Source organism: Nitratireductor rhodophyticola (genome assembly GCF_019891355.1).
Classification (GTDB): Bacteria; Pseudomonadota; Alphaproteobacteria; order Rhizobiales; family Rhizobiaceae; genus Nitratireductor; species Nitratireductor rhodophyticola.
This window is the reverse complement of the sequence record NZ_JAHSSF010000002.1, coordinates 257,582-278,658: the sequence shown is the minus strand read 5'-3', so window position 1 is coordinate 278,658 and position 21,077 is coordinate 257,582. Positions and strand designations below refer to the sequence as shown.

General features: G+C 62.5%; 22 protein-coding genes. 18 read left to right on the top strand and 4 right to left on the bottom strand.

All coding sequences use genetic code 11. From position 1 onward, the window contains the following. Positions 1-3: 3 nt before the first annotated feature. On the top strand, positions 4-1,110 hold the full coding sequence (locus tag KUG85_RS07070; RefSeq protein ID WP_223004682.1) for a carbon-phosphorus lyase complex subunit PhnI: 1,107 nt from the start codon (positions 4-6) through the stop codon (positions 1,108-1,110). Between the two features lie 2 nt (positions 1,111-1,112). On the opposite strand, the gene KUG85_RS07065 is transcribed toward KUG85_RS07070, so the two are convergent. Beyond that, positions 1,113-1,280, bottom strand: coding sequence for a hypothetical protein (locus tag KUG85_RS07065; protein WP_223004681.1), 168 nt, complete (start codon positions 1,278-1,280; stop codon positions 1,113-1,115). 68 nt (positions 1,281-1,348) lie between these two features. Between KUG85_RS07065 and KUG85_RS07060 the strand changes: the two genes are divergently transcribed. The 6 genes from KUG85_RS07060 to bfr all read left to right on the top strand — a co-directional run bounded on the left by KUG85_RS07060 (position 1,349) and on the right by bfr (position 5,776). Continuing rightward, positions 1,349-2,224 (top strand): alpha-D-ribose 1-methylphosphonate 5-phosphate C-P-lyase PhnJ, encoded by an 876-nt coding sequence (locus KUG85_RS07060; protein ID WP_223004680.1) that lies wholly within the window; start codon positions 1,349-1,351, stop codon positions 2,222-2,224. Positions 2,225-2,351: 127 nt separating this feature from the next. Then, positions 2,352-3,128: a phosphonate C-P lyase system protein PhnK gene (gene phnK, locus KUG85_RS07055; protein ID WP_223004679.1), complete on the top strand. Its 777-nt coding sequence runs from the start codon at positions 2,352-2,354 to the stop codon at positions 3,126-3,128. A 2-nt stretch (positions 3,129-3,130) separates the two neighbouring features. Next, positions 3,131-3,838, top strand: a complete 708-nt coding sequence (phnL, locus tag KUG85_RS07050; RefSeq protein WP_223004678.1) for a phosphonate C-P lyase system protein PhnL — start codon at positions 3,131-3,133, stop codon at positions 3,836-3,838. Next, complete coding sequence (locus KUG85_RS07045) at positions 3,835-4,449, top strand: DapH/DapD/GlmU-related protein (RefSeq protein ID WP_223004677.1); 615 nt, start codon at positions 3,835-3,837, stop codon at positions 4,447-4,449. Before phnL ends, KUG85_RS07045 begins: the two co-directional genes overlap by 4 nt. A gap of 561 nt (positions 4,450-5,010) precedes the next feature. Next, positions 5,011-5,325 (top strand): (2Fe-2S)-binding protein, encoded by a 315-nt coding sequence (locus KUG85_RS07040; protein WP_223005213.1) that lies wholly within the window; start codon positions 5,011-5,013, stop codon positions 5,323-5,325. Next, a complete protein-coding gene (gene bfr / locus KUG85_RS07035) occupies positions 5,291-5,776 on the top strand; it encodes a bacterioferritin (protein ID WP_065817226.1) in 486 nt (161 codons plus the stop codon). The genes KUG85_RS07040 and bfr overlap by 35 nt, the downstream gene beginning before the upstream one ends. Positions 5,777-5,953: 177 nt before the next feature. Here the strand turns inward: bfr and KUG85_RS07030 are convergent, their stop codons facing one another. Then, entirely contained in the window at positions 5,954-6,928 is a 975-nt protein-coding gene (locus KUG85_RS07030) for a methyltransferase domain-containing protein (RefSeq protein ID WP_223004676.1), read from the bottom strand. A gap of 116 nt (positions 6,929-7,044) precedes the next feature. Here KUG85_RS07030 and KUG85_RS07025 point away from each other — a divergent pair, with 116 nt between their 5' ends. Continuing rightward, the gene (locus KUG85_RS07025; protein WP_223004675.1) at positions 7,045-8,055 is read left to right on the top strand and encodes a ligase-associated DNA damage response exonuclease; all 1,011 of its coding nucleotides are present in this window, start codon (positions 7,045-7,047) and stop codon (positions 8,053-8,055) included. Next, positions 8,055-9,653: a cisplatin damage response ATP-dependent DNA ligase gene (locus KUG85_RS07020; RefSeq protein ID WP_223004674.1), complete on the top strand. Its 1,599-nt coding sequence runs from the start codon at positions 8,055-8,057 to the stop codon at positions 9,651-9,653. The genes KUG85_RS07025 and KUG85_RS07020 overlap by 1 nt, the downstream gene beginning before the upstream one ends. Before the next feature lie 191 nt (positions 9,654-9,844). On the opposite strand, the gene KUG85_RS07015 is transcribed toward KUG85_RS07020, so the two are convergent. Next, positions 9,845-10,933 (bottom strand): hypothetical protein, encoded by a 1,089-nt coding sequence (locus KUG85_RS07015; RefSeq protein ID WP_223004673.1) that lies wholly within the window; start codon positions 10,931-10,933, stop codon positions 9,845-9,847. A 156-nt stretch (positions 10,934-11,089) separates the two neighbouring features. On the opposite strand from KUG85_RS07015, the gene KUG85_RS07010 reads away from it, so the two are divergent. Next, the gene (locus KUG85_RS07010; protein WP_223004672.1) at positions 11,090-12,232 is read left to right on the top strand and encodes an aminotransferase class I/II-fold pyridoxal phosphate-dependent enzyme; all 1,143 of its coding nucleotides are present in this window, start codon (positions 11,090-11,092) and stop codon (positions 12,230-12,232) included. A 101-nt stretch (positions 12,233-12,333) separates the two neighbouring features. Beyond that, a complete protein-coding gene (locus KUG85_RS07005) occupies positions 12,334-13,290 on the top strand; it encodes an NAD(P)H-dependent flavin oxidoreductase (RefSeq protein ID WP_223004671.1) in 957 nt (318 codons plus the stop codon). 12 nt (positions 13,291-13,302) lie between these two features. On the opposite strand, the gene KUG85_RS07000 is transcribed toward KUG85_RS07005, so the two are convergent. Further along, complete coding sequence (locus KUG85_RS07000; protein ID WP_223004670.1) at positions 13,303-13,710, bottom strand: GFA family protein; 408 nt, start codon at positions 13,708-13,710, stop codon at positions 13,303-13,305. 226 nt (positions 13,711-13,936) lie between these two features. On the opposite strand from KUG85_RS07000, the gene phnC reads away from it, so the two are divergent. The 7 genes from phnC (at position 13,937) to phnN (ending at position 20,952) form a co-directional block, all read left to right on the top strand. Then, positions 13,937-14,779: a phosphonate ABC transporter ATP-binding protein gene (phnC, locus tag KUG85_RS06995; RefSeq protein WP_065817235.1), complete on the top strand. Its 843-nt coding sequence runs from the start codon at positions 13,937-13,939 to the stop codon at positions 14,777-14,779. An 87-nt stretch (positions 14,780-14,866) separates the two neighbouring features. Continuing rightward, entirely contained in the window at positions 14,867-15,775 is a 909-nt protein-coding gene (phnD, locus tag KUG85_RS06990; RefSeq protein ID WP_223004669.1) for a phosphonate ABC transporter substrate-binding protein, read from the top strand. Positions 15,776-15,842: 67 nt separating this feature from the next. Further along, entirely contained in the window at positions 15,843-16,811 is a 969-nt protein-coding gene (gene phnE, locus KUG85_RS06985) for a phosphonate ABC transporter, permease protein PhnE (RefSeq protein ID WP_223004668.1), read from the top strand. A gap of 2 nt (positions 16,812-16,813) precedes the next feature. After that, a complete protein-coding gene (gene phnE / locus KUG85_RS06980) occupies positions 16,814-18,361 on the top strand; it encodes a phosphonate ABC transporter, permease protein PhnE (RefSeq protein WP_223004667.1) in 1,548 nt (515 codons plus the stop codon). 112 nt (positions 18,362-18,473) lie between these two features. After that, positions 18,474-19,181 (top strand): DUF1045 domain-containing protein, encoded by a 708-nt coding sequence (locus KUG85_RS06975; RefSeq protein ID WP_065817239.1) that lies wholly within the window; start codon positions 18,474-18,476, stop codon positions 19,179-19,181. Between the two features lie 2 nt (positions 19,182-19,183). Continuing rightward, the gene (locus tag KUG85_RS06970) at positions 19,184-20,323 is read left to right on the top strand and encodes an alpha-D-ribose 1-methylphosphonate 5-triphosphate diphosphatase (RefSeq protein WP_065817240.1); all 1,140 of its coding nucleotides are present in this window, start codon (positions 19,184-19,186) and stop codon (positions 20,321-20,323) included. Continuing rightward, the gene (gene phnN / locus KUG85_RS06965) at positions 20,320-20,952 is read left to right on the top strand and encodes a phosphonate metabolism protein/1,5-bisphosphokinase (PRPP-forming) PhnN (protein WP_223004666.1); all 633 of its coding nucleotides are present in this window, start codon (positions 20,320-20,322) and stop codon (positions 20,950-20,952) included. The genes KUG85_RS06970 and phnN overlap by 4 nt, the downstream gene beginning before the upstream one ends. Positions 20,953-21,077 lie beyond the last annotated feature (125 nt).

Sequence of the window (21,077 nt, the reverse complement as noted above, 5' to 3'; positions counted from 1 at the left end):
GCCATGTATGTAGCCGTCAAGGGCGGCGAAGCCGCCATCCAGAACGCGCACCGGCTTCTGGCCGACCGCCGCCGCGGCGACCGCAACGTGCCCGCCATCACGCTTGAGCAGATCGCCAGCCAGCTTTCGCTCGCCGTCGACCGTGTCATGTCCGAGGGCTCGCTCTACGACACGGGCCTTGCGGCACTTGCCGTCAAGCAGGCGCGCGGCGACATGATCGAAGCGATCTTCCTTCTGCGCGCCTACCGCACCACCCTGCCACGCTTCGGCTATTCGCGCCCCGTCGACACGGCGGCCATGCTGGTCGAGCGACGCGTTTCCGCTACCTACAAGGATCTGCCCGGCGGGCAGCTTCTCGGCCCCACCTTCGATTACACGCATCGCCTGCTTGACCCGGAACTGGCCGAAGACGCCGAACCGGCAACACCCGAGGCGCGCAGCGAAGCCGAAGAAGCCATGCCCCGCGTGTCCGACATTCTCGCCGACGAAGGCCTGATCGAGGAAGACGGCTCCCTGCCGGAAGACCGCGAACCCGGTGACATCACCCGCGAGCCGCCGGAATTCCCCATGGAGCGCGACCAGCGCCTCCAGGCGCTTTCACGCGGCGACGAGGGTTTCCTTCTGGCGCTCGGATACTCCACCCAGCGCGGCTATGGCCGCAACCACCCCTTCGCCGGCGAGATCCGCATCGGCGAGGTGGAGGTGGAGATCGATGTGCCGGAACTCGATTTCCCGCTCACGCTCGGTCGCATCCGCGTCACCGAATGCCAGATGGTCAACCAGTTCAAGGGCTCGAAGAAGGTGCCGCCGCAGTTCACCCGAGGCTACGGGCTGGTGTTCGGCCAGTCGGAGCGCAAGGCCATGGCCATGTCGCTGTGCGACCGGGCGCTACGCGCGGGCGAGCTGGACGAAGACATCACCGCACCGGCGCAGGACGAGGAGTTCGTCATTTCGCACTGTGACAACGTGCAGGCGACCGGCTTTGTCGAGCACCTGAAGCTGCCGCACTATGTCGACTTCCAGGCCGAGCTCGGTCTGGTCCGCCAGATGCGCCGCGAATATGAAGAGGGTCAGCAGGACAAGGCCACCATGGCGGAGGCCGCCGAATGACCTCAGTCGCCACCGCAATCGCCGCCAGACCCGCCGTCGTAGCCGCCGGGGATATGGTCGTCATTGCCGGTTCTGTCCGTATGCGCGGCGCGCCAGATCAGGATGGCAAAGCCGATGCAAAGAGCGACGATTCCGAGACTCTCGATCGTTTTGATGTCCGGCATATCCATTCGGAAGCTCCATCAAAGGCTGTGACCACCCCTACACCAAAACCCCTAACAGAACATTGGGGCCTGTGATGAACGAGATTGCCCAGTACAACTTTGCCTATCTGGATGAGCAGACGAAGCGCATGATCCGCCGCGCGATCCTCAAGGCCATCGCCATTCCCGGCTATCAGGTTCCCTTCGCCAGCCGCGAAATGCCGATGCCCTATGGCTGGGGCACTGGCGGCGTGCAGGTGACAGCATCGATCATCGGCATGGACGATGTGCTCAAGGTCATCGACCAGGGTGCGGACGACACCACCAATGCGGTCTCCATCCGCGCCTTCTTCCAGAAGGTCGCCAATGTGGAGGTGACCACCCACACGAGCGACGCCACCATCATCCAGACGCGCCATCGCATTCCAGAAGAACCTTTGAAATCAGGGCAGGTGCTTGTCTACCAGGTGCCGATCCCGGAGCCGCTGCGCTTTCTCGAACCGCGCGAGACCGAGACGCGCAAGATGCATGCGCTTGAGGAATACGGCCTCATGCATGTGAAGCTCTACGAGGACATCGCCCAGCACGGCCACATCGCTACTACCTTCGCCTATCCGGTCAAGGTCGAGGGGCGTTATGTGATGGACCCCTCGCCGACGCCGAAATTCGACAATCCGAAAATGCACATGTCGAAGGCGCTCCAGCTTTTCGGCGCAGGCCGTGAAAAGCGCATCTACGCCGTGCCGCCCTACACGCGGGTCGAAAGCCTCGACTTCGAGGATCACCCTTTCGAGGTGCAGACCTTCGATGAGCCGTGTGCGCTGTGCGGCGGCACGAATGTCTATCTCGACGAAGTGGTTCTGGATGACCGCGGCGGGCGCATGTTCGTCTGCTCCGACACCGACAATTGCGAGGCGCGCCGCGCGGAAGGCCATCGCGGGCATCTGTCCGGCGAAGAGGCTGCAACGTGAGGAACGACAGCGCATCGATGACAGCGCCCGGATCGCGGCCGTCCTCCTCCTCCCCGCTGGCGGGAAGAAGGCGCCGGCAGGCGGATGAGGGGCTGCGCAAACTTCTGAAAATTCGCGGAGAAATCCAATGACCGACGAACCGCTGCTTCGCGTTCGCTCTATCTCGAAATTCTACGGCAACCGTATCGGCTGCAACGACATCTCCTTCGACCTGTGGCCGGGTGAGGTTCTGGCTGTGGTGGGTGAATCCGGCTCCGGCAAGACCACCCTCCTGAACTGCCTCTCGACACGCCTCCTGCCGACCTCCGGCACCGTGTCCTACCGCATGCGCGACGGGGCCTTCCACGACCTCTACCGCATGAGCGAGGCCGAACGCCGCTTCCTGATGCGCACCGACTGGGGCTTCGTTCACCAGAACCCCTCCGACGGGCTGCGCATGACGGTCTCCGCCGGCGCGAATGTCGGCGAGCGGCTGATGGCCGTGGGCCAGCGCCACTATGGCGACATCCGCGCCACCGCTACCGACTGGCTGGGCCGCGTTGAGATCTCCAGCGACCGCATCGACGACCAGCCGCGCGCCTTTTCCGGCGGCATGCGCCAGCGCCTGCAGATCGCCCGCAACCTCGTCACCGGCCCGCGCCTCGTTTTCATGGACGAGCCGACCGGCGGTCTCGACGTGTCGGTGCAGGCCCGCCTGCTCGATCTCCTGCGATGCCTCGTTCATGAACTGGGTCTCTCCGCCATCGTCGTCACCCACGACCTTGCGGTCGCCCGCCTTCTCTCCCACCGCATGATCGTCATGAAAGACGGTCATGTGGTCGAAAGCGGCCTGACCGACCGGGTGCTCGACGATCCGCAGGCGCCCTACACCCAGCTTCTCGTTTCCTCCATCCTGCAGGTGTGATCATGGCAACGCCCCTCGTCGTCTCCGAAGTCTGCAAGAGCTTCACCATGCATCTCCAGGGCGGCATTCGCCTGCCCGTGGTGGCCGATGTCTCCTTCTCGCTCTCCGCCGGCGAATGCGCCGTTCTTGGCGGCCCCTCGGGCGCCGGCAAGAGCTCCATCCTCAAGATGATCTATGGCAGCTACGCCATCGACAGCGGTCAGGTGATCGTCAGCCATGGCGGCAATCTGGTGAACCTCGCCACCGCCGATCCGCGCACCGTCATCGCCATCCGCCGCGACACGATTGGCTATGTCAGCCAGTTCCTGCGCGCCGTGCCGCGCGTTTCCGCCCGCGATGTGGTCGCCGAACCGCTCATCGCACGCGGCGAAGTTCTGGAAACCGCGCGCGGCAGGGCCGAGATGCTGCTCGAGCGCCTCAAACTGCCGGAGCGCCTGTGGGATCTGCCGCCCGCCACCTTCTCCGGCGGCGAACAACAGCGCGTGAACATCGCCCGAGGCTTCATCACCGACCATCCGGTGCTGCTTCTCGACGAACCGACCGCCTCTCTCGACAAGGCCAACCGCGAAATCGTGGTTTCCATGATCGACGAGAAGAAGAAGGCGGGCGTCGCGCTTCTCGGCATCTTCCACGATCAGGATGTGCGCGAGATCGTCGCCGACCGCATCATCGACGTCACCGACTTCGCACCGGGCAGGAAAGCGGCATGAAACAGCTCTCGGAAAGACCTTCGGTTCACCCCTCTGCCGAAATCGTCGAATCCACGCTCGGCCGCTACACGGAAATCGGCGAGCGGTCGCGCGTGCATGAAACGGTCCTGGGCGATTATTCCTACATGACGCAGGATTGCAGCGTCTGGTGCGCGGAGATCGGCAAGTTCTCCAACATCGCCGCCGCCGTGCGCATCAACGCCACGAACCACCCCACATGGCGACCGACCCTGCACCATTTCACCTACCGCTCCGGCGACTACTGGCCGGATGCGGAGCATGACAGCGATTTCTTCGGCTGGCGGCGGGAGAACATCGTGCGGATCGGCCATGACACATGGCTCGGACACGGCTCCACCATCCTGCCCGGCGTCACAATCGGCGATGGCGCGGTGATCGGCGCAGGCGCGGTCGTGTCGAAGGATGTCGCGCCCTACACGATTGTCGGCGGCGTTCCCGCCCGCCCGATCCGCGAGCGTTTCGACCGCAAAACCGGCGAGCGCTATCAGGCGCTTGCGTGGTGGAACTGGAACCATGACAGGCTGCGCGCCGCACTGAACGATTTCCGCTCGCTGAACGCAGAGGAATTCCTGGAAAAGCACGGGGGTTAGGGTCAGGACCTGTTAATATGATCGCAATGGCGTTCGATAGACCAAGAGATGCAAGGAAAAGCCCGCAGAGCGGGGTCCTTCCCCCGGTCAAGGGGTTTGACGCGGCAGATCGCCGGTCTATCGAGCGTCCTTCGGATCGGCCTGATTTGCACGGCCTACTTTGTCGCAAGACCTTGAAAGACGTGAAGTCTTCCTGCGGTCCTGCTTCGCGTATCCGCACAAATCAGGCCGACCATTGCGACCATATTAACAGGTCCTGACCCTAGGGCCCGCGCCATCGCGTCGCAGCTTTCCCTGAATATAGTTGTCAGGTTTTTATTGACAGAACCGCAGCCGTGCGGTTTCTATAATCCTGCATCCGCGCGATGCGTCCATGATGTCTGGGCCTTTAACCCTTTCGATCGCAGGACGTCTGTCGTCGCCCACCATCCTGTATGCCGTCGAACCTGCCGGCACACATGGAGATGGTTCGGGTTCTTCCTCCGACAAACTCCCGCCTCGAGGGTTCTGGCTCTGCACCTGGGCCCGACCTTGCAAAGCCACGGAGTTTCCGACGTCGCCATGCTCGTCTGTCAGTGCAACATGATCACCCAGAAAGAGGTCGAGGATACGATCATCTCCATGCTGGACGAAGATCGGTGGCAGCTCATCGTGCCGGCCAAGGTCTATCACACGATGTCAAAACGCGGACGGTGTTGCGGCTGCTTCCCAAATGTGGTGGAAACGATCATCCGAGTCACGGAAGAGTACCACCAGCGTCACGATCAAAGCGAGGGAGCTGAAGTCGTGACATATCTAGACCAGGTTCGCGCCCTGCGCGAACGCTACGGGAGCAGGTTCAATGAAAGGCGACAAAAAGGTTATCGAGCGGCTTAACGAAGCGCTCACCCACGAACTCGGTGCGGTCAACCAGTACTGGCTGCACTATCGCCTTCTTGAGGATTGGGGCTACACCAAGCTTGCCAAGAAGGAACGCGAGGAATCCATCGAGGAGATGCACCACGCCGACAAGCTGGTCGAGCGCATTATCTTCCTCGAAGGCCACCCCAACCTGCAGGTCGTCGGACCGCTTCGCATTGGCCAGAACATCAAGGAAGTTCTGGAGGCCGATCTCGCCGGCGAGCATGACGCCCGCAAACTCTACAAGGAGTCGCGCGACGACTGCCACGCCGCAGGCGATTACGTCTCCATGAAGCTGTTCGAAGAGCTTCTTGCAGACGAGGAAGGCCACATCGACTATCTCGAAACGCAGCTCGAACTGCTTGAGAATATCGGTCTGGAAAAATACGGCCAGCTCAACGCCGGTTCAGCCGACGAAGCCGAGTAACGTGGTCCCGGGGCGGCCGGTTGAAGCTCTGCTCCCGGCCAACCCCTTTTCCCCTGTTTCGCAGAGAAAGTCATAAGACAAGCATCTTGCAGTCAGGTGGAATCACCTGACGCCCGCACACATGCAGAAAATCAGACAGATAGAGCGGAGCGGCGTTCCATGAAACGGTGAAACGCTCTAATGGGCCCGAGGCCGCTCTTTCCGGCGGGAGATGATGGCGGGATCGGCGGGCCGGGTCTCATTGCCAACCCGTTCTGCGACCACGATCAGACCTTCTATCGGCTCTCCACGGTCCATCCGGATCGTCGCCTTCTCGAGCAGCACGGGGTCGAACCCGGCTTCGGTAAGGACCGCACGCAGGTGTGGTTCGGAATGGGCGTAGCGGCGCGAAGCACGCAGCACCATTGCTTCGGGGCCCGTGTGATGCTCGACCGAGAAGATAAACAGCGTGCCCGGTGCGAGCGATGCACCGGCCACGGCAAACAGTCTTTCAAGTGCCCCCAGATACATGAGCACATCCGCCGCCGTCACCAGATCTGCTGCGCGCGGAAGATCGGCGAGCGCTGACAGATCCGCCCGTGCCAGCCGATCGTAGATCTGCTTGCCCTCTGCCCGCCTAAGCATTTCCGCGGAAATGTCGATCCCCTCGAGAAAGCTCACACGGGCTCTCAGCCGCTCGCCCATCAGGCCGGTGCCGCAACCGAGATCAACGGCGTGGGCGAAGCTTTCCCTGCCGACACGCAGAAGCGCCTCGTCCAGCAATTGCGGCACGCGATAACCGAGCCTGTCCACCAGCGCGGTGTCGAATGTATCCGCATATTGATCGAACAGCGTTTCGACGAAAGCGGAAGGCACGGCCCCGAGCCCATCCAGTGCGCCGTGCAGCTCCAGCTTCAGCGCTGCCCCAAGCCGGTCTTTGCCGTCGAGCCTCAGAACCGTGCGCCAGGCTTCCACGGCGGCAGCGATTTCGCCGGCTTCAGCAAGCATCTCCCCATGGCGATAGTGCCCGGCCGCCCACCCGGGCGCGAGCTGAAGCGCGTCGCCCAGAAGCGTGGCGGCAGCTTTAAAATCCCCAGTTTCGAAAAGCATTTCGGCGTATTCGGCCCGGCGGTCGGCCAGGAGATTGCCCGAGGTAAAGGTGAGCGGGTTCATGCGGTGCGTGTGTTCCGGGAGGGCCCTTGCGCGGGCGGTGAGCGCTTATGCTCCCGGAAATCTCTCCTGACAAGCCTGTCTTTCGCTGCCGGAAAAATATCCTATCTTCTCAGACCATGAAGCCGCAGAACCTGCTCCAGCCACGTCCGGCGGGGCTTTATTGCCCGCCCGGCGATTTCTACATCGACCCCGTGCGACCGGTGGGGCGGGCCATGATCACGCATGGCCATGCGGACCACGCCCGCGCGGGACATGGACATGTCCTGGCGACGAGGGAGACGCTCGATATCATGGAACTGCGCTACGGCGCGGGCTTTGCGGCAAGCCGGCAGCCCATCGGCTATGGCGAGCCGCTTCAGCAGGATGGCGTCACCGTCTCGTTTCACCCGGCGGGCCATGTGCTCGGTTCCGCACAGATCGCGGTCGAGAAGAATGGCCTGCGCATTGTCGCTTCAGGCGATTACAAGCGCCATCCCGATGCAACCTGTGCACCGTTCGAACCGGTGCGCTGCGACGTCTTCATCACCGAGGCAACCTTCGGCCTGCCGGTTTTCGTCCATCCCGACCCCATGAGCGAAATACGGCGTCTGACCGCCTCGCTGACGCAGTTTCCCGAGCGCGCGCACATCCTCGGCGCCTATTCGCTCGGCAAGGCCCAGCGCGTCATCAGCCTCCTGCGGGCAGCCGGCCATGATGCGCCCATCCTTATTCACGGCGCGCTGGAAAAGCTCTGCCATTACTATCAGGAGCAGGGCATCGATCTTGGCGAACTTGAACCCGCAACGGTCGAGGAGGGCATCGAGGACCGCGCCGCGGGCCGGGTTGTCGTCGCGCCCCCATCCGTGTTCGGTGAACGCTGGACGCGGCGTTTCGCCGACCCGCTCAATGTCTTCGCCTCCGGCTGGATGCGCATCCGTCAGCGTGCGAAGCAGCGCGGTGTCGAGCTGCCTTTGATCCTTTCCGACCATGCCGACTGGAACGAGCTGACCGCCACCATCCGCGAAACGGAAGCGAACGAGGTCTGGGTGACGCATGGGCGCGAAGAGGCCATCGTGCGCTGGTGTGAACTGAACGGTATCATGGCCCGCCCGCTCAATCTCGTCGGCTATGAAGACGAGGCCGAGTGATGCAGCGCTTTGCAGATCTGCTCGACCGCCTTGTCCTGACCCCGTCGCGCAACGGGAAGATCCGGCTTCTCACGGATCACTTTCGCGCCGTGCCCGATCCCGACCGTGGCTACGCTCTGGCCGCGCTGACCGGCGGGCTCGACTTTCCCGCCGTCAAGCCCGCCATGCTACGCACCCTGATCGGCGAGCGCATGGACGAAGTGCTTTTCGCTTACTCCTACGACTATATCGGCGATCTCGCCGAGACCATCTCGCTTGTCTGGCCATCCGCAACCGAGGGCGAGACCCGGCCACCCCCGCTCTCGGAGATCGTTGAAACGCTCTCCAGGCTTGGACGGGCCGAGGCACCCTCCGTCATCGCGGGCCTGCTCGACCGGCTCGATCCTTCCGCCCGTTTCGCGCTCATCAAGCTTGCGACCGGCGGTTTGCGGATCGGCGTTTCCGCTCGGCTTGCAAAGCAGGCGCTGGCCATTTTCGGCGACCGCGATGTGGGCGAGATCGAGGAGCTCTGGCACGGGCTCGAACCGCCCTATGAAGCGCTCTTCGCCTGGCTCGAAGGAAGAGTCGGGAAACCCGTTAGCGATGCGCGGGCGCTGTTCCGCCCGGTCATGCTCGCTCATCCGGTCGGCGACGGCGACCTCGCAAAGCTCGATCCAGCTGACTATGCGGCCGAATGGAAATGGGACGGCATTCGGGTGCAGGCGGTCTGTGAAGGAGGTGTGCAACGGCTATATTCACGCACAGGAGACGATATTTCCGGCGCGTTTCCGGACCTTTTGGCGGAATTCCAGGCCGAAGTAACGCTGGATGGAGAGCTTCTGGTCGGAAATCCAAGGTTCAGGACCGGAACATTCTCGGATCTGCAACAGCGCCTGAACCGCAAAACGGTTTCAAAAAAGATGCTGGCTGAATACCCGGTCTTCCTGCGCTGCTACGACCTTCTGCGGGTCGAAGGCGAGGATCTGCGTTCCCTTGCCTTCACCGATCGCCGGGCGGCGCTGCAAAAGACGCTTCCGGCCTTGTCGCAGGACCGTTTCGACCTCTCGCCCCTTGTCGACTTTGCAAGCTGGGAAGATCTGGATGCCAGGCGCCGCGCGCCGCCCCACCCGGTCATCGAAGGCGTTATGCTGAAACGGCGCGATTCCACCTATGTGCCGGGTCGCCCGAAGGGGCCGTGGTTCAAATGGAAGCGCGATCCGTTTACCGTCGATGCCGTGCTGATGTATGCCCAGCGCGGCCACGGCAAACGGTCAAGCTATTACTCCGACTATACGTTCGGCGTGTGGAAGGGGCCGGAAGAGGCGCCCGAACTGGTGCCTGTCGGCAAGGCCTATTTCGGTTTCACCGACGAGGAACTAAAGCAGATCGACAAATACGTGCGCGACAACACCATCGAACGGTTCGGCCCCGTCCGCTCGGTGCGCGCTGAACGCGGTCACGGCCTCGTTCTGGAAATCGCTTTTGAAGGGTTGAACCGCTCGACCCGCCACAAATCGGGCGTCGCCATGCGCTTCCCGCGCATCTCCCGCCTGCGCTGGGACAAACCGGCAGCCGAGGCGGACCGGCTTGAAACGCTGACGGCCATGCTCGCTGACTAGATCGCCGTGCGTCCATCCGGACGCACAAAGGACGATCTAAACGATTGATGGAGCATCGGAATAATCCGAAAACCGGATCCCACTTTTCGGTCCGATGCTCTAATGCATGTCGCTTTCAAATGAATTCATTTGAAAGTGTTACAGCGTCCTTTGCGCGTCTTATAAGACGCGCGGCGCTGTAGAGGCCCGGACTACCGCGTTGCTCTGGCAGCGCGGATGGAGAAAACGTCAAGCGCGTGCCCTTCGCCCGTTGCATCGGGAATGATCGTGATCGTGCCGCCGCCACTGGGCGACTGATTGGGCAGCTCGACTTCGAAGAGGTAGTCAGCGCGGGTTGGCCCCACCACGTAGCGGGTGCGCCCGCAACCGCCGAGTGCTCCGAAACTGCAGGACAGCGAGAGCTGCGTTTCCTCGCCATCCTGCGCCCGGGCCTCGATGCTGAAAATGGCGTTTCGTCCGGCAAGTGTCTCCAGAACGCCCTGCCCGACATCGAAGGAGATGCCGGCGCTGCCAGCGGTGCTTACGCGCAGGAATATCTGATCGTCATTGCGCATCACGTCGATATTGCCGCCGTCCGGTGCCGAAACACTGGTCGGGTCGGCCGGGTCGAAAACCGTGATCCACTGGCCGGCCGCCCGGCTTCCACGTGATCCGGAAGATGACGCATCGTCGCCGCCTGAAAAACTGTCCTCCTCAAGGGCCAGCGGCGGATTTCGCACACTGGTGTCGCGCTCATCGCTGGACATCAGGATTCCACTGGACATGGTCCACCAGAGCCCCATGCCGGCGAAAGCCACCAGGGTCGCCACCAGAAAAAGCATGGCGTAGGGACGGCGCTGCCGGGGTAGCGCCGCGCGAATACGGCGCTTTGCATCCTCCTGCGAGGGCTCATCGGGAGTGAAGCCGCGGTCACGGGGGTCAATCCGCGGCGCGAAATCGCCATTGTCGTCCTTCGGGCGCGGCGCACGACGCGGCTCCGGCGATACCTGCGGTGAAGAAGCCTGTCGCCGACGCGGTTCGGGCCGCGAAACCGGAGGGGCCTTCGGCGCCGCCGGAGACGAAGGCGCGGCGGCAGGCACGAACTCCGTCTCGATCTCCGTAATCGTAGCCTTCAGATTGTCGCGTCTTGCGAGCTTCGCATCTTCTGAAAGATCGTCGCGCGCTTCGAGCGTGCGTTCCAGTGCGGCAAAGGCAGAACGATAAACCTTCTCACGAAAAGGCCGTTTGCTCGCATCGCCCTTTTCGAACGCCTTTCTTATCGCATTTTCTATCGCGTCCAAGGCTGGCTGCCCTCTTTGCCTGTCATTGCCCCATGGTTAACCTTTGGTGAGTATGCAATCAACGGTCATAACAAGGTGTGAACAATCGGCTTCTCCCGCCCAGGCACGTGGAATCCGGTTCAATGTCCATCCCAATCATGCCCCAAGGAGTTCAGAATGCGGGATTTCGCGCTCGAGGTTCACTTTTCCCGCTGGGAGTTCAACGCCCGGCATCACATGACCGCTTCCGACATGGAGAGCATGACGCTTGGCGAACTGACGCAGATGGCCGGGCCTTCCGCGCGTGAAAATCTCGATGCGCTGTGGCTCGGCTACACGGAAACATGGGGCGCGCCCGACCTGCGCGAGGCCATTGCCGCCACCTATGACGGTCTTTCCGCGCGTGACATTCTCTGCTTCGCTGGGGCGGAGGAAGGCATTTATGCGGCCATGCGGGTGATGCTTTCATCCGAGGATCACGCCATCGTTTCCGTTCCAAACTACCAGGCTGCGGAGACCGTGCCGCTGGGGCTGTGCGCGGTGACCGGCGTTCCGCTTCTGGAAAACGACAACTGGCGGCTCGATCTCGATGCGGTGCGTGCCGCGATCCGTCCCAACACGAAGCTCATCTCGGTCAATCTGCCCAACAATCCGACCGGCGCCCTGATGCCGCAGGAGGATTTCGCGGCCCTCGTGGCGCTGTGCCGCGAGCACGATCTCTACCTTTTCAGTGATGAGGTCTACCGCCTGCTCGAACGCGACGAGGCCGGGCGCCTGCCGCAGGCAGCGGAAGCCTATGAAAAGGGCGTTTCCCTCAACGTCATGTCCAAGGCCTACGGCCTGCCGGGCCTGCGTATCGGCTGGATCGCCAGCCGCGACACGGCGCTGTTGCAAAAGCTGGAGCGCTACAAGCACTATCTCTCCATCTGCAATTCCGCCCCGAGCGAACGGCTGGCGGTCATGGCGCTTTCGGTGAGCGACCGGATCCTCGCGCGCAATCGCGCGCTTATCGCAGAGAATCTGGAGAAGATGGATACTTTCTTCGCAGAGTATCCGGACCTGTTCGACTGGCGGCACCCGGATGGCGGCTGCGTTGCCTATCCACGCTACAACGGGCGGGACGGTGTCGAGCGGTTCTGTCATGATCTCGTGGAGCAGGCGGGCGTTCTGCTGTTGCCCGCCTCGGTCTACCGGTCAGAGCTGATGGAGACCCCCGCGGGACGCTTCCGCGTTGGCTTCGGACGCAGGGGCATTGAAGCCGGGCTTGCGGCGATGAAGGATTTCCTCGCGCGCCGGCACAACGACATCGCGCCCGGCTGAGAAAGCATCGGCACAAAATGTGCGGCCGGAGGTTTTCAACACGGGGTGAGATGCTGTAGAAGCTTTGACGTTTACGAATACGTCAATTAAGGGGATAGCCAATGGCGCTTCCGGCCGTTTTCGACACATTGCGTTTGCCCGTGGTCGGCGCGCCTCTGTTCATTATCTCGCATCCGCCGCTGGTGGTGGCGCAGTGCAAGGCCGGCGTGGTGGGCTCGTTTCCCGCGCTCAACGCCCGCCCCAAGGAACAGCTCGACGAGTGGCTTTCGCAGATCACCGAAGAGCTCGCCGCGCATGACGCACAGAACCCGGATCGCCCCTCCGCCCCCTTCGCGGTCAACCAGATCGTTCACCGTTCCAACGACCGGCTGGAGCACGACCTGAGGGTCTGTGTTGATCACAAGGTGCCGATCGTCATCACCTCGCTCGGCGCGGTCGAGGAGGTGAACCAGGCCGTCCATTCCTATGGCGGCATCGTGCTGCACGACATCATTCACGACCGCCATGCACGGAAGGCCATCGAAAAGGGCGCTGACGGGCTGATCGCGGTTGCAACCGGGGCCGGCGGCCATGCAGGCACGCTTTCTCCCTTTGCCCTGGTGCAGGAAATCCGCCAGTGGTTCGACGGGCCGCTGCTTCTTTCAGGCGCCATCGCCAATGGCGGTGCGGTTCTTGGCGCTCAGGCCATGGGCGCGGATCTCGCCTATATCGGCTCGCCGTTCATCGCCACACACGAAGCGCGTGCGCCGGACGATTACAAGGAAATGATTGTCTCTTCGCGCGCGGCCGATATCGTCTATTCCAACCTCTTTACCGGCGTGCACGGCAATTATCTGAAAGGCTCCATCGTCAAGGCCGGCATGGACCCCGACAACCTGCCGGAAGCCGATCCGTCGAAGATGAATTTCGCCAGCGCCGATGCAAAGGCCTGGCGCGATATCTGGGGCAGCGGACAGGGTGTCGGTGCGGTGAGCGAGATCACCGGCGCAGAGGCGCTGGTGGATCGGCTTGCGGACGAGTACGCAGCCGCAAGAAAGCGGCTCTGCGGCCCTCGCTAACCATTTCACGCATCACCCCGGCAGGCCGTCCAGCCGGGGTACCTCATCCAGCCCGTCATCCCAGTTCGCCCGGCTGGAAAGACAGATATGCGCGTTGGGCCGGATATCAACGGGCGTATCGAGGCTGCCGGCAGGAACGACGACCATCGCGCCCCCCGCCTCCACCCTCGGCAAAGCTGAACCACAGGTTCGGCAGAAGCTTCTCCTGTGTCGCGCATCGGGCACGCGATAACTCTCGATACAGTCTTCGCCTGAAAGCCAGGTGATCTCGGCCTCGCTCGAAAACAGATTGGCCGCATGGGCGGAGCCCGATCCTTTCCTGCATCGTGAACAGTGACACAGATAAAAGCGCTCGAATGTGCCTGAGATCTCAAATCTCACCGTGCCACACAGACACGTGCCGGAATGCTTCGTACTCATGGTTTGTTTCCCTCCAGACGGTGCCCCTTAGGGGCAGGACCCACTAACACATCCGGCAGAGAACCGCATTCGATGCGTATCGCCCCGTACCTGCCGGAGCTGTGCACTGTCAAAAAACCGTCACCCAGGCGACATCCAGGTTTCATCCACACCCATTAGGCGAAAGAGCAACAAGGGCGGAAAGCCCGCGGGAGAGCCGCAACAAGGCGCTTAACGGGATCAGCAAATGCTTGAAATTCGACAGGTCACCCGACGCTTCGGACAGAACACGGCCGTGCGCGACGTGGAACTGGAAATCGAACAGGGCCAGATGGTCGGCGTCATTGGCCGCTCGGGCGCCGGAAAATCGACGCTTCTGCGCATGATCAACCGGCTGATCGATCCTTCAGAGGGCTCGATCACTTTTCATGGCAAAGAGGTATCGGCCCTCAGAGGGGCGGAGCTTCGCCGCTGGCAACGCGACTGCGCCATGATCTTCCAGCAGTTCAATCTGGTGCCGCGCCTCGACGTGCTGACCAACGTCCTGCTCGGGCGCCTCAACCATCGTTCCACCGTTCTCAACCTGATGAACATGTTCACCCGCGAGGAGCGCATCCGCGCCATCGCCGCACTGGAGCGCCTCGACATCGCCCAGACGGCGCTGCAGCGCGCCGGCACGCTTTCCGGCGGCCAGCAGCAGCGTGTGGCGATCGCCCGCGCACTCATGCAGGAGCCGAAGGTGATCCTCGCCGACGAGCCGATCGCCTCGCTCGATCCGCTCAACGCCAAGGTGGTGATGGACTCGCTGGCCGATATCAACGCCCGCGAAGGCATCACCGTCATCACCAACCTGCACACGCTCGACACGGCGCGCGCCTATTGCAACCGCATTGTCGGCATGGCCAAGGGCGCTGTGGTCTTCGACGGCCCACCCGAGGCGCTGACCAGCGAAGCGGTGCGCACCATTTACGGCGGCGAGGAAGGCGCGGAGCTTTCCGAAGCCATCACTTCCACCAGCATCAATGTCCCGGCTCCACAGCCGGCAAGGAAATCGACCGGTCAGGCGCAACCGGCGCTCGCCGCCGTCTGACCCACGGGATCGCCTGGCCCGCGTAACGGGCCGCTCTGCCTGAAAACCCGCCGGCGGGAAAAGCCGGCACCCAAATGGAGAGACGTCATGTTCAAGAAAGCTCTTATGGGCGCCGTAGCGCTCACCGCAATGATGGTCGGCGGCGCACAGGCCGAAGACCTGAAGGAGTTCCGCATCGGCATTCTCGGCGGCGAAAACGAAGCCGACCGCCTGCGCAACTTCTCCTGCATGGTCGACAAGCTTCCCGAGGTTCTGGGCGTCGAGAAGGTCGCTCTGTTCCCGGCTGCCGACTATGACGGCGTGATCCAGGGCCTGCTTGGCGGCACGCTCGACTATGCCGAGCTCGGCGCTTCGGGCTATGCGAAGGTCTATCTGGAAGATCCGGAAGCCGTTGAGCCGATCCTCACCACCGTGCAGACCGACGGCTCCACCGGCTATCACTCGGTCATGGTGGCCCGCAAGGATTCCGGCATCAAGTCGCTGGAAGACATGAAGGGCAAGAAGCTCGGCTTCGCCGACCCGGATTCCACCTCCGGTTACCTCGTTCCCGCCGTCACGCTGCCCAAGGCAGTCGGCGCTACTGTTGAAGAGTTCTTTGGCGAGACCGGCTTCGGTGGCGGCCACGAGAACCTCGTTCTCGAAGTGGTGAAAGGCACGTTCGACGCCGGCACGACCTGGGCTTCCGGTGTTGGCGAGTTCTCCGACGGCTACACCTCCGGCAACCTGCACAAGATGGTCGAGAAGGGTATTCTCGACATGGACGATCTGGTTGAGCTCTGGAAGTCCCCGCTGATCCCGAATGGTCCGGTCGTGGTTCGCACCTCCATGGACGCCGACATGAAGACCAAGTTCAAGACCTTCATGATGGAAATGCCGGAAGCCGATCCGGAGTGCTTCGCAGCCATCCAGGGCGGCGACTACAAGGGCTACACCGAAGTGACGCCGGCATTCTACGAGCCGATCATCGACGCCCGTCGCTCCAAGATCGGTTCCTGATCCCTTTCCCGCAATCTGACACGCCGCCGGCCCGTGCCGGCGGCGTTGTCGCACAGGCGTGCCAGACATGACAGCAACGACCCATTCCCCGCTTCTTTCCGAAGCCGGCCAGGCCGTGGAGCGCCACTGGCGCGAACTGGCCGGACGCCGTCGTCTCTACACCATTGGCGGCATCGTGTTCATGGTTCTCGCCATGAGCGGTTCGCTCTGGTTTGCCAATGAATCGAACGCCGGCAAGTTCTTCGACCGCCTGCCCTATCTGTTCGATTTCGTGGGACAGATGATGCCGCGCGATGGCTGGGAAATCTGGCGCGCCCTTTTCGACCTGCCCTCGCCCTATGACGATGGCAGCCTGAAATACAATTATCCCGATGGGCGGATCTATCTCACCGAGACGTTCTATCTGCCCGAATATTTCTACAAGATGCTGGAGACCATCAACATTGCGCTGGTTTCCACGCTGATCGGCTTCGGCCTTGGCTTCGTCCTTTGCTTTCTGGCAGCATCGAATCTGACGACCCGGCGCTGGCTGCGCTTCTTCGTGCGCCGTTTCATGGAACTGCTGCGCGCCTTTCCCGAGATCGTCATCGCCGGCTTTTTTCTGGCCGTGCTGACCATCGGTGCCGTGCCTGCCATCATTGCCGTGTCGATCCACACGGTCGGTGCGCTCGGCAAGATGTTCTTCGAAGTGGTCGAGAACGCCGACATGAAAGCCGAGGAGGGCCTGCGCGCTGCCGGTGCGAACTGGACCGAGCGCGTGTGGTTCGCCATCGTGCCGCAGGTCATGCCCAACTTCCTGAGCTACGCGCTCCTGCGTTTCGAGATCAATGTGCGCGCTTCCACCATTATCGGTGCAGTGGGGGGCGGCGGTATCGGCGAGGCGCTGCGCCTCTCGATCAGTCGCACGCATGAGGCAAAGACGCTCGCCATCATCCTTCTCCTGTTCTGCACCATCGTCGCGGTCGACCAGCTTTCGGCCTGGCTGCGCGGGCGCCTCGTCGGCAGGCAGGCATTCGAATTCGGCCGGGGAGGCTGACCATGACCGAAACCGAAGCCAACGCCATCGTCGCGCGCCACACGGATGTTTTTCAGCGCCCGCTGCTTGAGCGCTTTCGTGCCGCGCTCATCATCGCTGCCGTCGCACTCTATATGGTCTTCGCCTGGTGGCTCTTTGCGGTGGGGCAGGTGATCTCCAACGGCAATTGGGATATCGCCGGAAGCTATCTGGCCGACTGGGTTTCCTATGAGGTGCGCCCGGACATCGAGTATGACGGCGATGCGCTGGATGTTTCCTTCCCCCGTTTCTCGCCGCTGGGCGACGATCCGAAACCGGACTGGGTGGTGACGGAAACGGCGACCGTGGAACGCCGGAGCGCAGCGACCAGCGCAGCCGCCGGCTCCGACGGCGGCCAAACCAGCGGCGCCGGCTTCCTCGGGTCGCTGGACACGAAACCGGCTGCGAAGGACGGCGGTGGGTTTCTTGGTGCCATGTCGTCTCCTTCCGCGCCATCAGAAACTCCGTCCGTAAACACCGCACCGGCGGAACCGGTGGCGACCCGCGAGGAAGCCATTGTGAGCGCCGATGTTTCGTTCGGTGGCGACACGCATATCCGCGTTCAGCCGGGCTTTGTTTCGGTCTCGCACAATGGCGAAACACTGGAACTCGATATCAAAGAGGGGCAGACCGTTCATGCGCGCAGCCCCCTGCCCGACTGGGCAAGCCAGCGCGCACCCGGTGCCAAGGTTATCGTGCGCTTCGGCTTCGCCGGCCGCGCGGAAATCGAGGATGACGAAGTCAAGATACGCCGCCGCTTCCTCGGTTGGGAGAACTTCTTCTTCGACACGCGATCTCCCTATTGGGGCATGTCGGCCAGCGAGGTTCTGGGCACGATCTTCTTTGGCGATCGCATAGAGGAAGGCCGCTCCAATCTGGCCGTTGCCTGGGACAATATCGTCAACAATGCCGACTGGCAGCATGGCGATGTGTGGCTGAAGCTGCTGCAGACCATTGTCATGGCGTTTGCCGGCACGGTGTTCGCCTCGCTTCTGGCCTTCCCGCTCGCCTTTGCGGCCGCGCGCAACATCATGCCCAACCGTTTTATCAACCATCTCTTGAAGCGCTCGTTCGATTTCCTGCGCTCGGTGGACATGCTGATCTGGGCGCTGTTCTTCACCCGGGCGTTCGGGCCGGGGCCGCTGGCCGGCATTTCGGCGATCTTCTTCACCGACACCGGCACATTCGGCAAACTCTACTCGGAAGCGCTCGAGAACATCGACGACAAGCAGCGCGAGGGCGTGCGCTCCGTCGGTGCGGCCCCGTCCTCGGTGCAGCGCTACGGCGTCGTGCCGCAGGTTCTGCCGGTGTTTTTGAGCCAGTCGCTGTATTTCTGGGAGTCCAACACGCGCTCGGCCACAATCATCGGTGCAGTGGGTGCGGGCGGCATCGGCCTCAAGCTCTGGGAGGCGATGCGCACCAATCAGGACTGGGAAAACGTAGCTTACATGGTACTCCTCATCCTGATGGTCGTTTTCGTCTTCGACAATATTTCCAACATGCTGCGCCAGCGCCTCATCGGCAGGCAATGAGGTGGATGATGACGCAGCGGAAATTGGCTGATAGCTTCTGTGGTCCTTTCGAGGGATTCGTTAACCTGTCACACAAATCGCCTATTGCACCGCAATCGGCGAGGAAAAGCTCATGCGCTACGCAATCTACTTCACACCTGAACAAGACGACCCGCTGACGCGGGCCGCCGCCCGCTGGCTGGGACGCGACGCCTTTACCGGCATGCCGCTGACCCCGGTGGAGGCCGGGCCGTTCTCGGCTGCGGAGATTTCGTTTCACACGGCTGCGGCACGCCGCTACGGGTTTCATGCGACGCTGAAAGCCCCGTTCCGGCTTGCCGAAGGCCAGAGCGAGCAGGGGTTGATCCAGGCGCTGACAAAGTTCTGCGCGCAGATGGAACCGGTAACGATCCCGCGCGCGGTGGTGCGCAGGCTGGACGGCTTCTTCGCGCTGGTGCCGGAAGAACGGTCTGAACGGCTGGATGCGCTGGCGGGCAGCATCGTGGAGAGCTTCGAACCCTTCCGCGCGCCGCTGACGGCCAATGAGCTTGAACGGCGCAACCCGGAAAACCTCTCACCCGGACAGCTCAAGAATCTGCACAAATGGGGCTATCCCTATGTGTTCGAGGAATTCCGCTTTCACATGACCCTGACTGGACGCGTGCCACAGGCCGAAGCGCCCCGCATGGAACGCGCCATCGATGCCTTCTTCGGGCCGCTTTTGTCGGAACCATTGGAGATTGGCTCGCTGGCCCTGTTCATCGAGTCGGAGCCGGGCGCGCCGTTCCAGGTGAAATCCTTCCAGACGCTCGGCTGGAGCAAGACAAGAAAGACTGCCTGATAATGACGAACGAACTGGTCCTCAAAAATGCCCGCATCGTGCTGCCCGATGAGGTGATCGAAGGCAGCATCTCGATCCGTGACGGGCGCATCGTCGACATCGCCACAGGCAATACCTCTGTCGGTGAAGATATGGATGGCGATTACGTCCTGCCAGGCCTCGTCGAACTGCACACGGACCATCTGGAGCGCCACTACGCGCCACGCCCGAAAGTGCGCTGGAACCCAATCGCCTCGGTGCTCGCGCATGATGCACAGATTGCGGCATCCGGCATTACCACCGTGTTCGACGCGCTGCGCATCGGCCTCGATGAAGACAGCAACCTCGGCGCGCCGGAAATGCGCGAGCTTGGCCACGCCATCGAAAACAGCGTGGAAGCCGGCCGCCTGCGTGCCGACCACTTCCTGCATCTGCGCTGTGAGGTCTCCGCGCCCGATTGTCTGGAGGGTTTCGAACTTTTCAGAAACGACAGCCGCGTGAAGCTGGCTTCACTGATGGACCATTCGCCGGGCCAGCGCCAGTTCACCAGCATCGAGACCTACAAGGTCTACTACATGAACAAGACCGGCATGACGGAAGAGGATTTCCGCCAGTTCTGCGACAAGCGCATCACCCAGTCGCAGACCTATTCGAGCAGGCATCGCAACGCCATTGCCGAAATCTGCCGGGACAACGGCATCATTCTGGCAAGCCATGACGACGCCACGATGGAGCATGTGGACGAAGCCGCGACACAGGGCGTGCGCGTCGCCGAGTTCCCCACCACGCAGGAGGCCGCCAGGGCTTCGCGCGAGGCCGGCATGCAGGTTTTGATGGGGGCGCCCAATGTGGTGCGCGGCGGATCGCATTCCGGCAATGTTTCGGCGCGCAGTCTGGCGGAAGGCAAGACGCTCGACATTCTGTCGTCGGATTACATCCCGTTCAGCCTTGTTCAGGCCGCCTTTGCTCTGGGCGAGACGGTGGAGCACATCTCGCTGCCGCAGGCTGTCGCCATGGTTTCGAAGAACCCGGCAGAAGCCGTCGGGCTCGATGATCGCGGCATTCTCGAACAGGGCCGTCGCGGCGACATGATCCGCGTGCGGGTGGACGAGCATGTGCCGATCGTGCGCTCGGTCTGGCGCGAGGGAGCGCGGGTGGCATGAGGTCCTCGGCCACGCTGGAGCGCGTCATCGACGAGCAGGATTTCCCGATCCGACACGGCGTTTTCATCGCCGTGGCCGGCCCCTCGGGTGCCGGCAAGGATTCGGTGATGGACTATGCGCGCCAGCGGCTCGGCCCGCAGGACAGCGACGTCACCTTCGTGCGCCGTGTCATCACCCGCGAGATGGACGGCGCCGGTGAGGCCCATGACTGCCTCACCCGCGCCAGTTTTGACGAGGCAGAAAGCAAAGGCGCATTCGCTGTAAGCTGGGAAGCGAACGGGCTGAAATACGGCCTGCCCGCCAGCGTGGACGGCATCGTGCGCGAAGGTCATGTGGCAGTCGCCAACGTTTCCCGCGCCGTCATCCCGCTCCTGCGTGAACGCTATGGCAATGTCATCGCCGTGATCGTGACCGCATCGCGCGAGGTCCTTGCCGAGCGGCTTTCAAGCCGTGGCCGCGAGACCCGCGAGGAAGTGCTGGCGCGTCTCGAACGGGCGCACGCGAAGGAGCTCGCCGTGGAAGACGCAACAATCATCGACAATTCCGGCACGCTGGAAGAGGCGGGTGAAAAGTTTCAGGACATTCTGCGCCGCGCCGCTGCCTGGAGCGCGGTGAGCGATTCCGTGTGACAGTCTGCGGGGAGGGAACGTGCATCACGTCGAATGTTGATGCCGAGATACCCCCCTCTGGCCTGCCGGCCATCTCCCCCTCAAGGAGGGAGATCAGGCGGTGGAGCTGCTTTCGCCAATCGCCA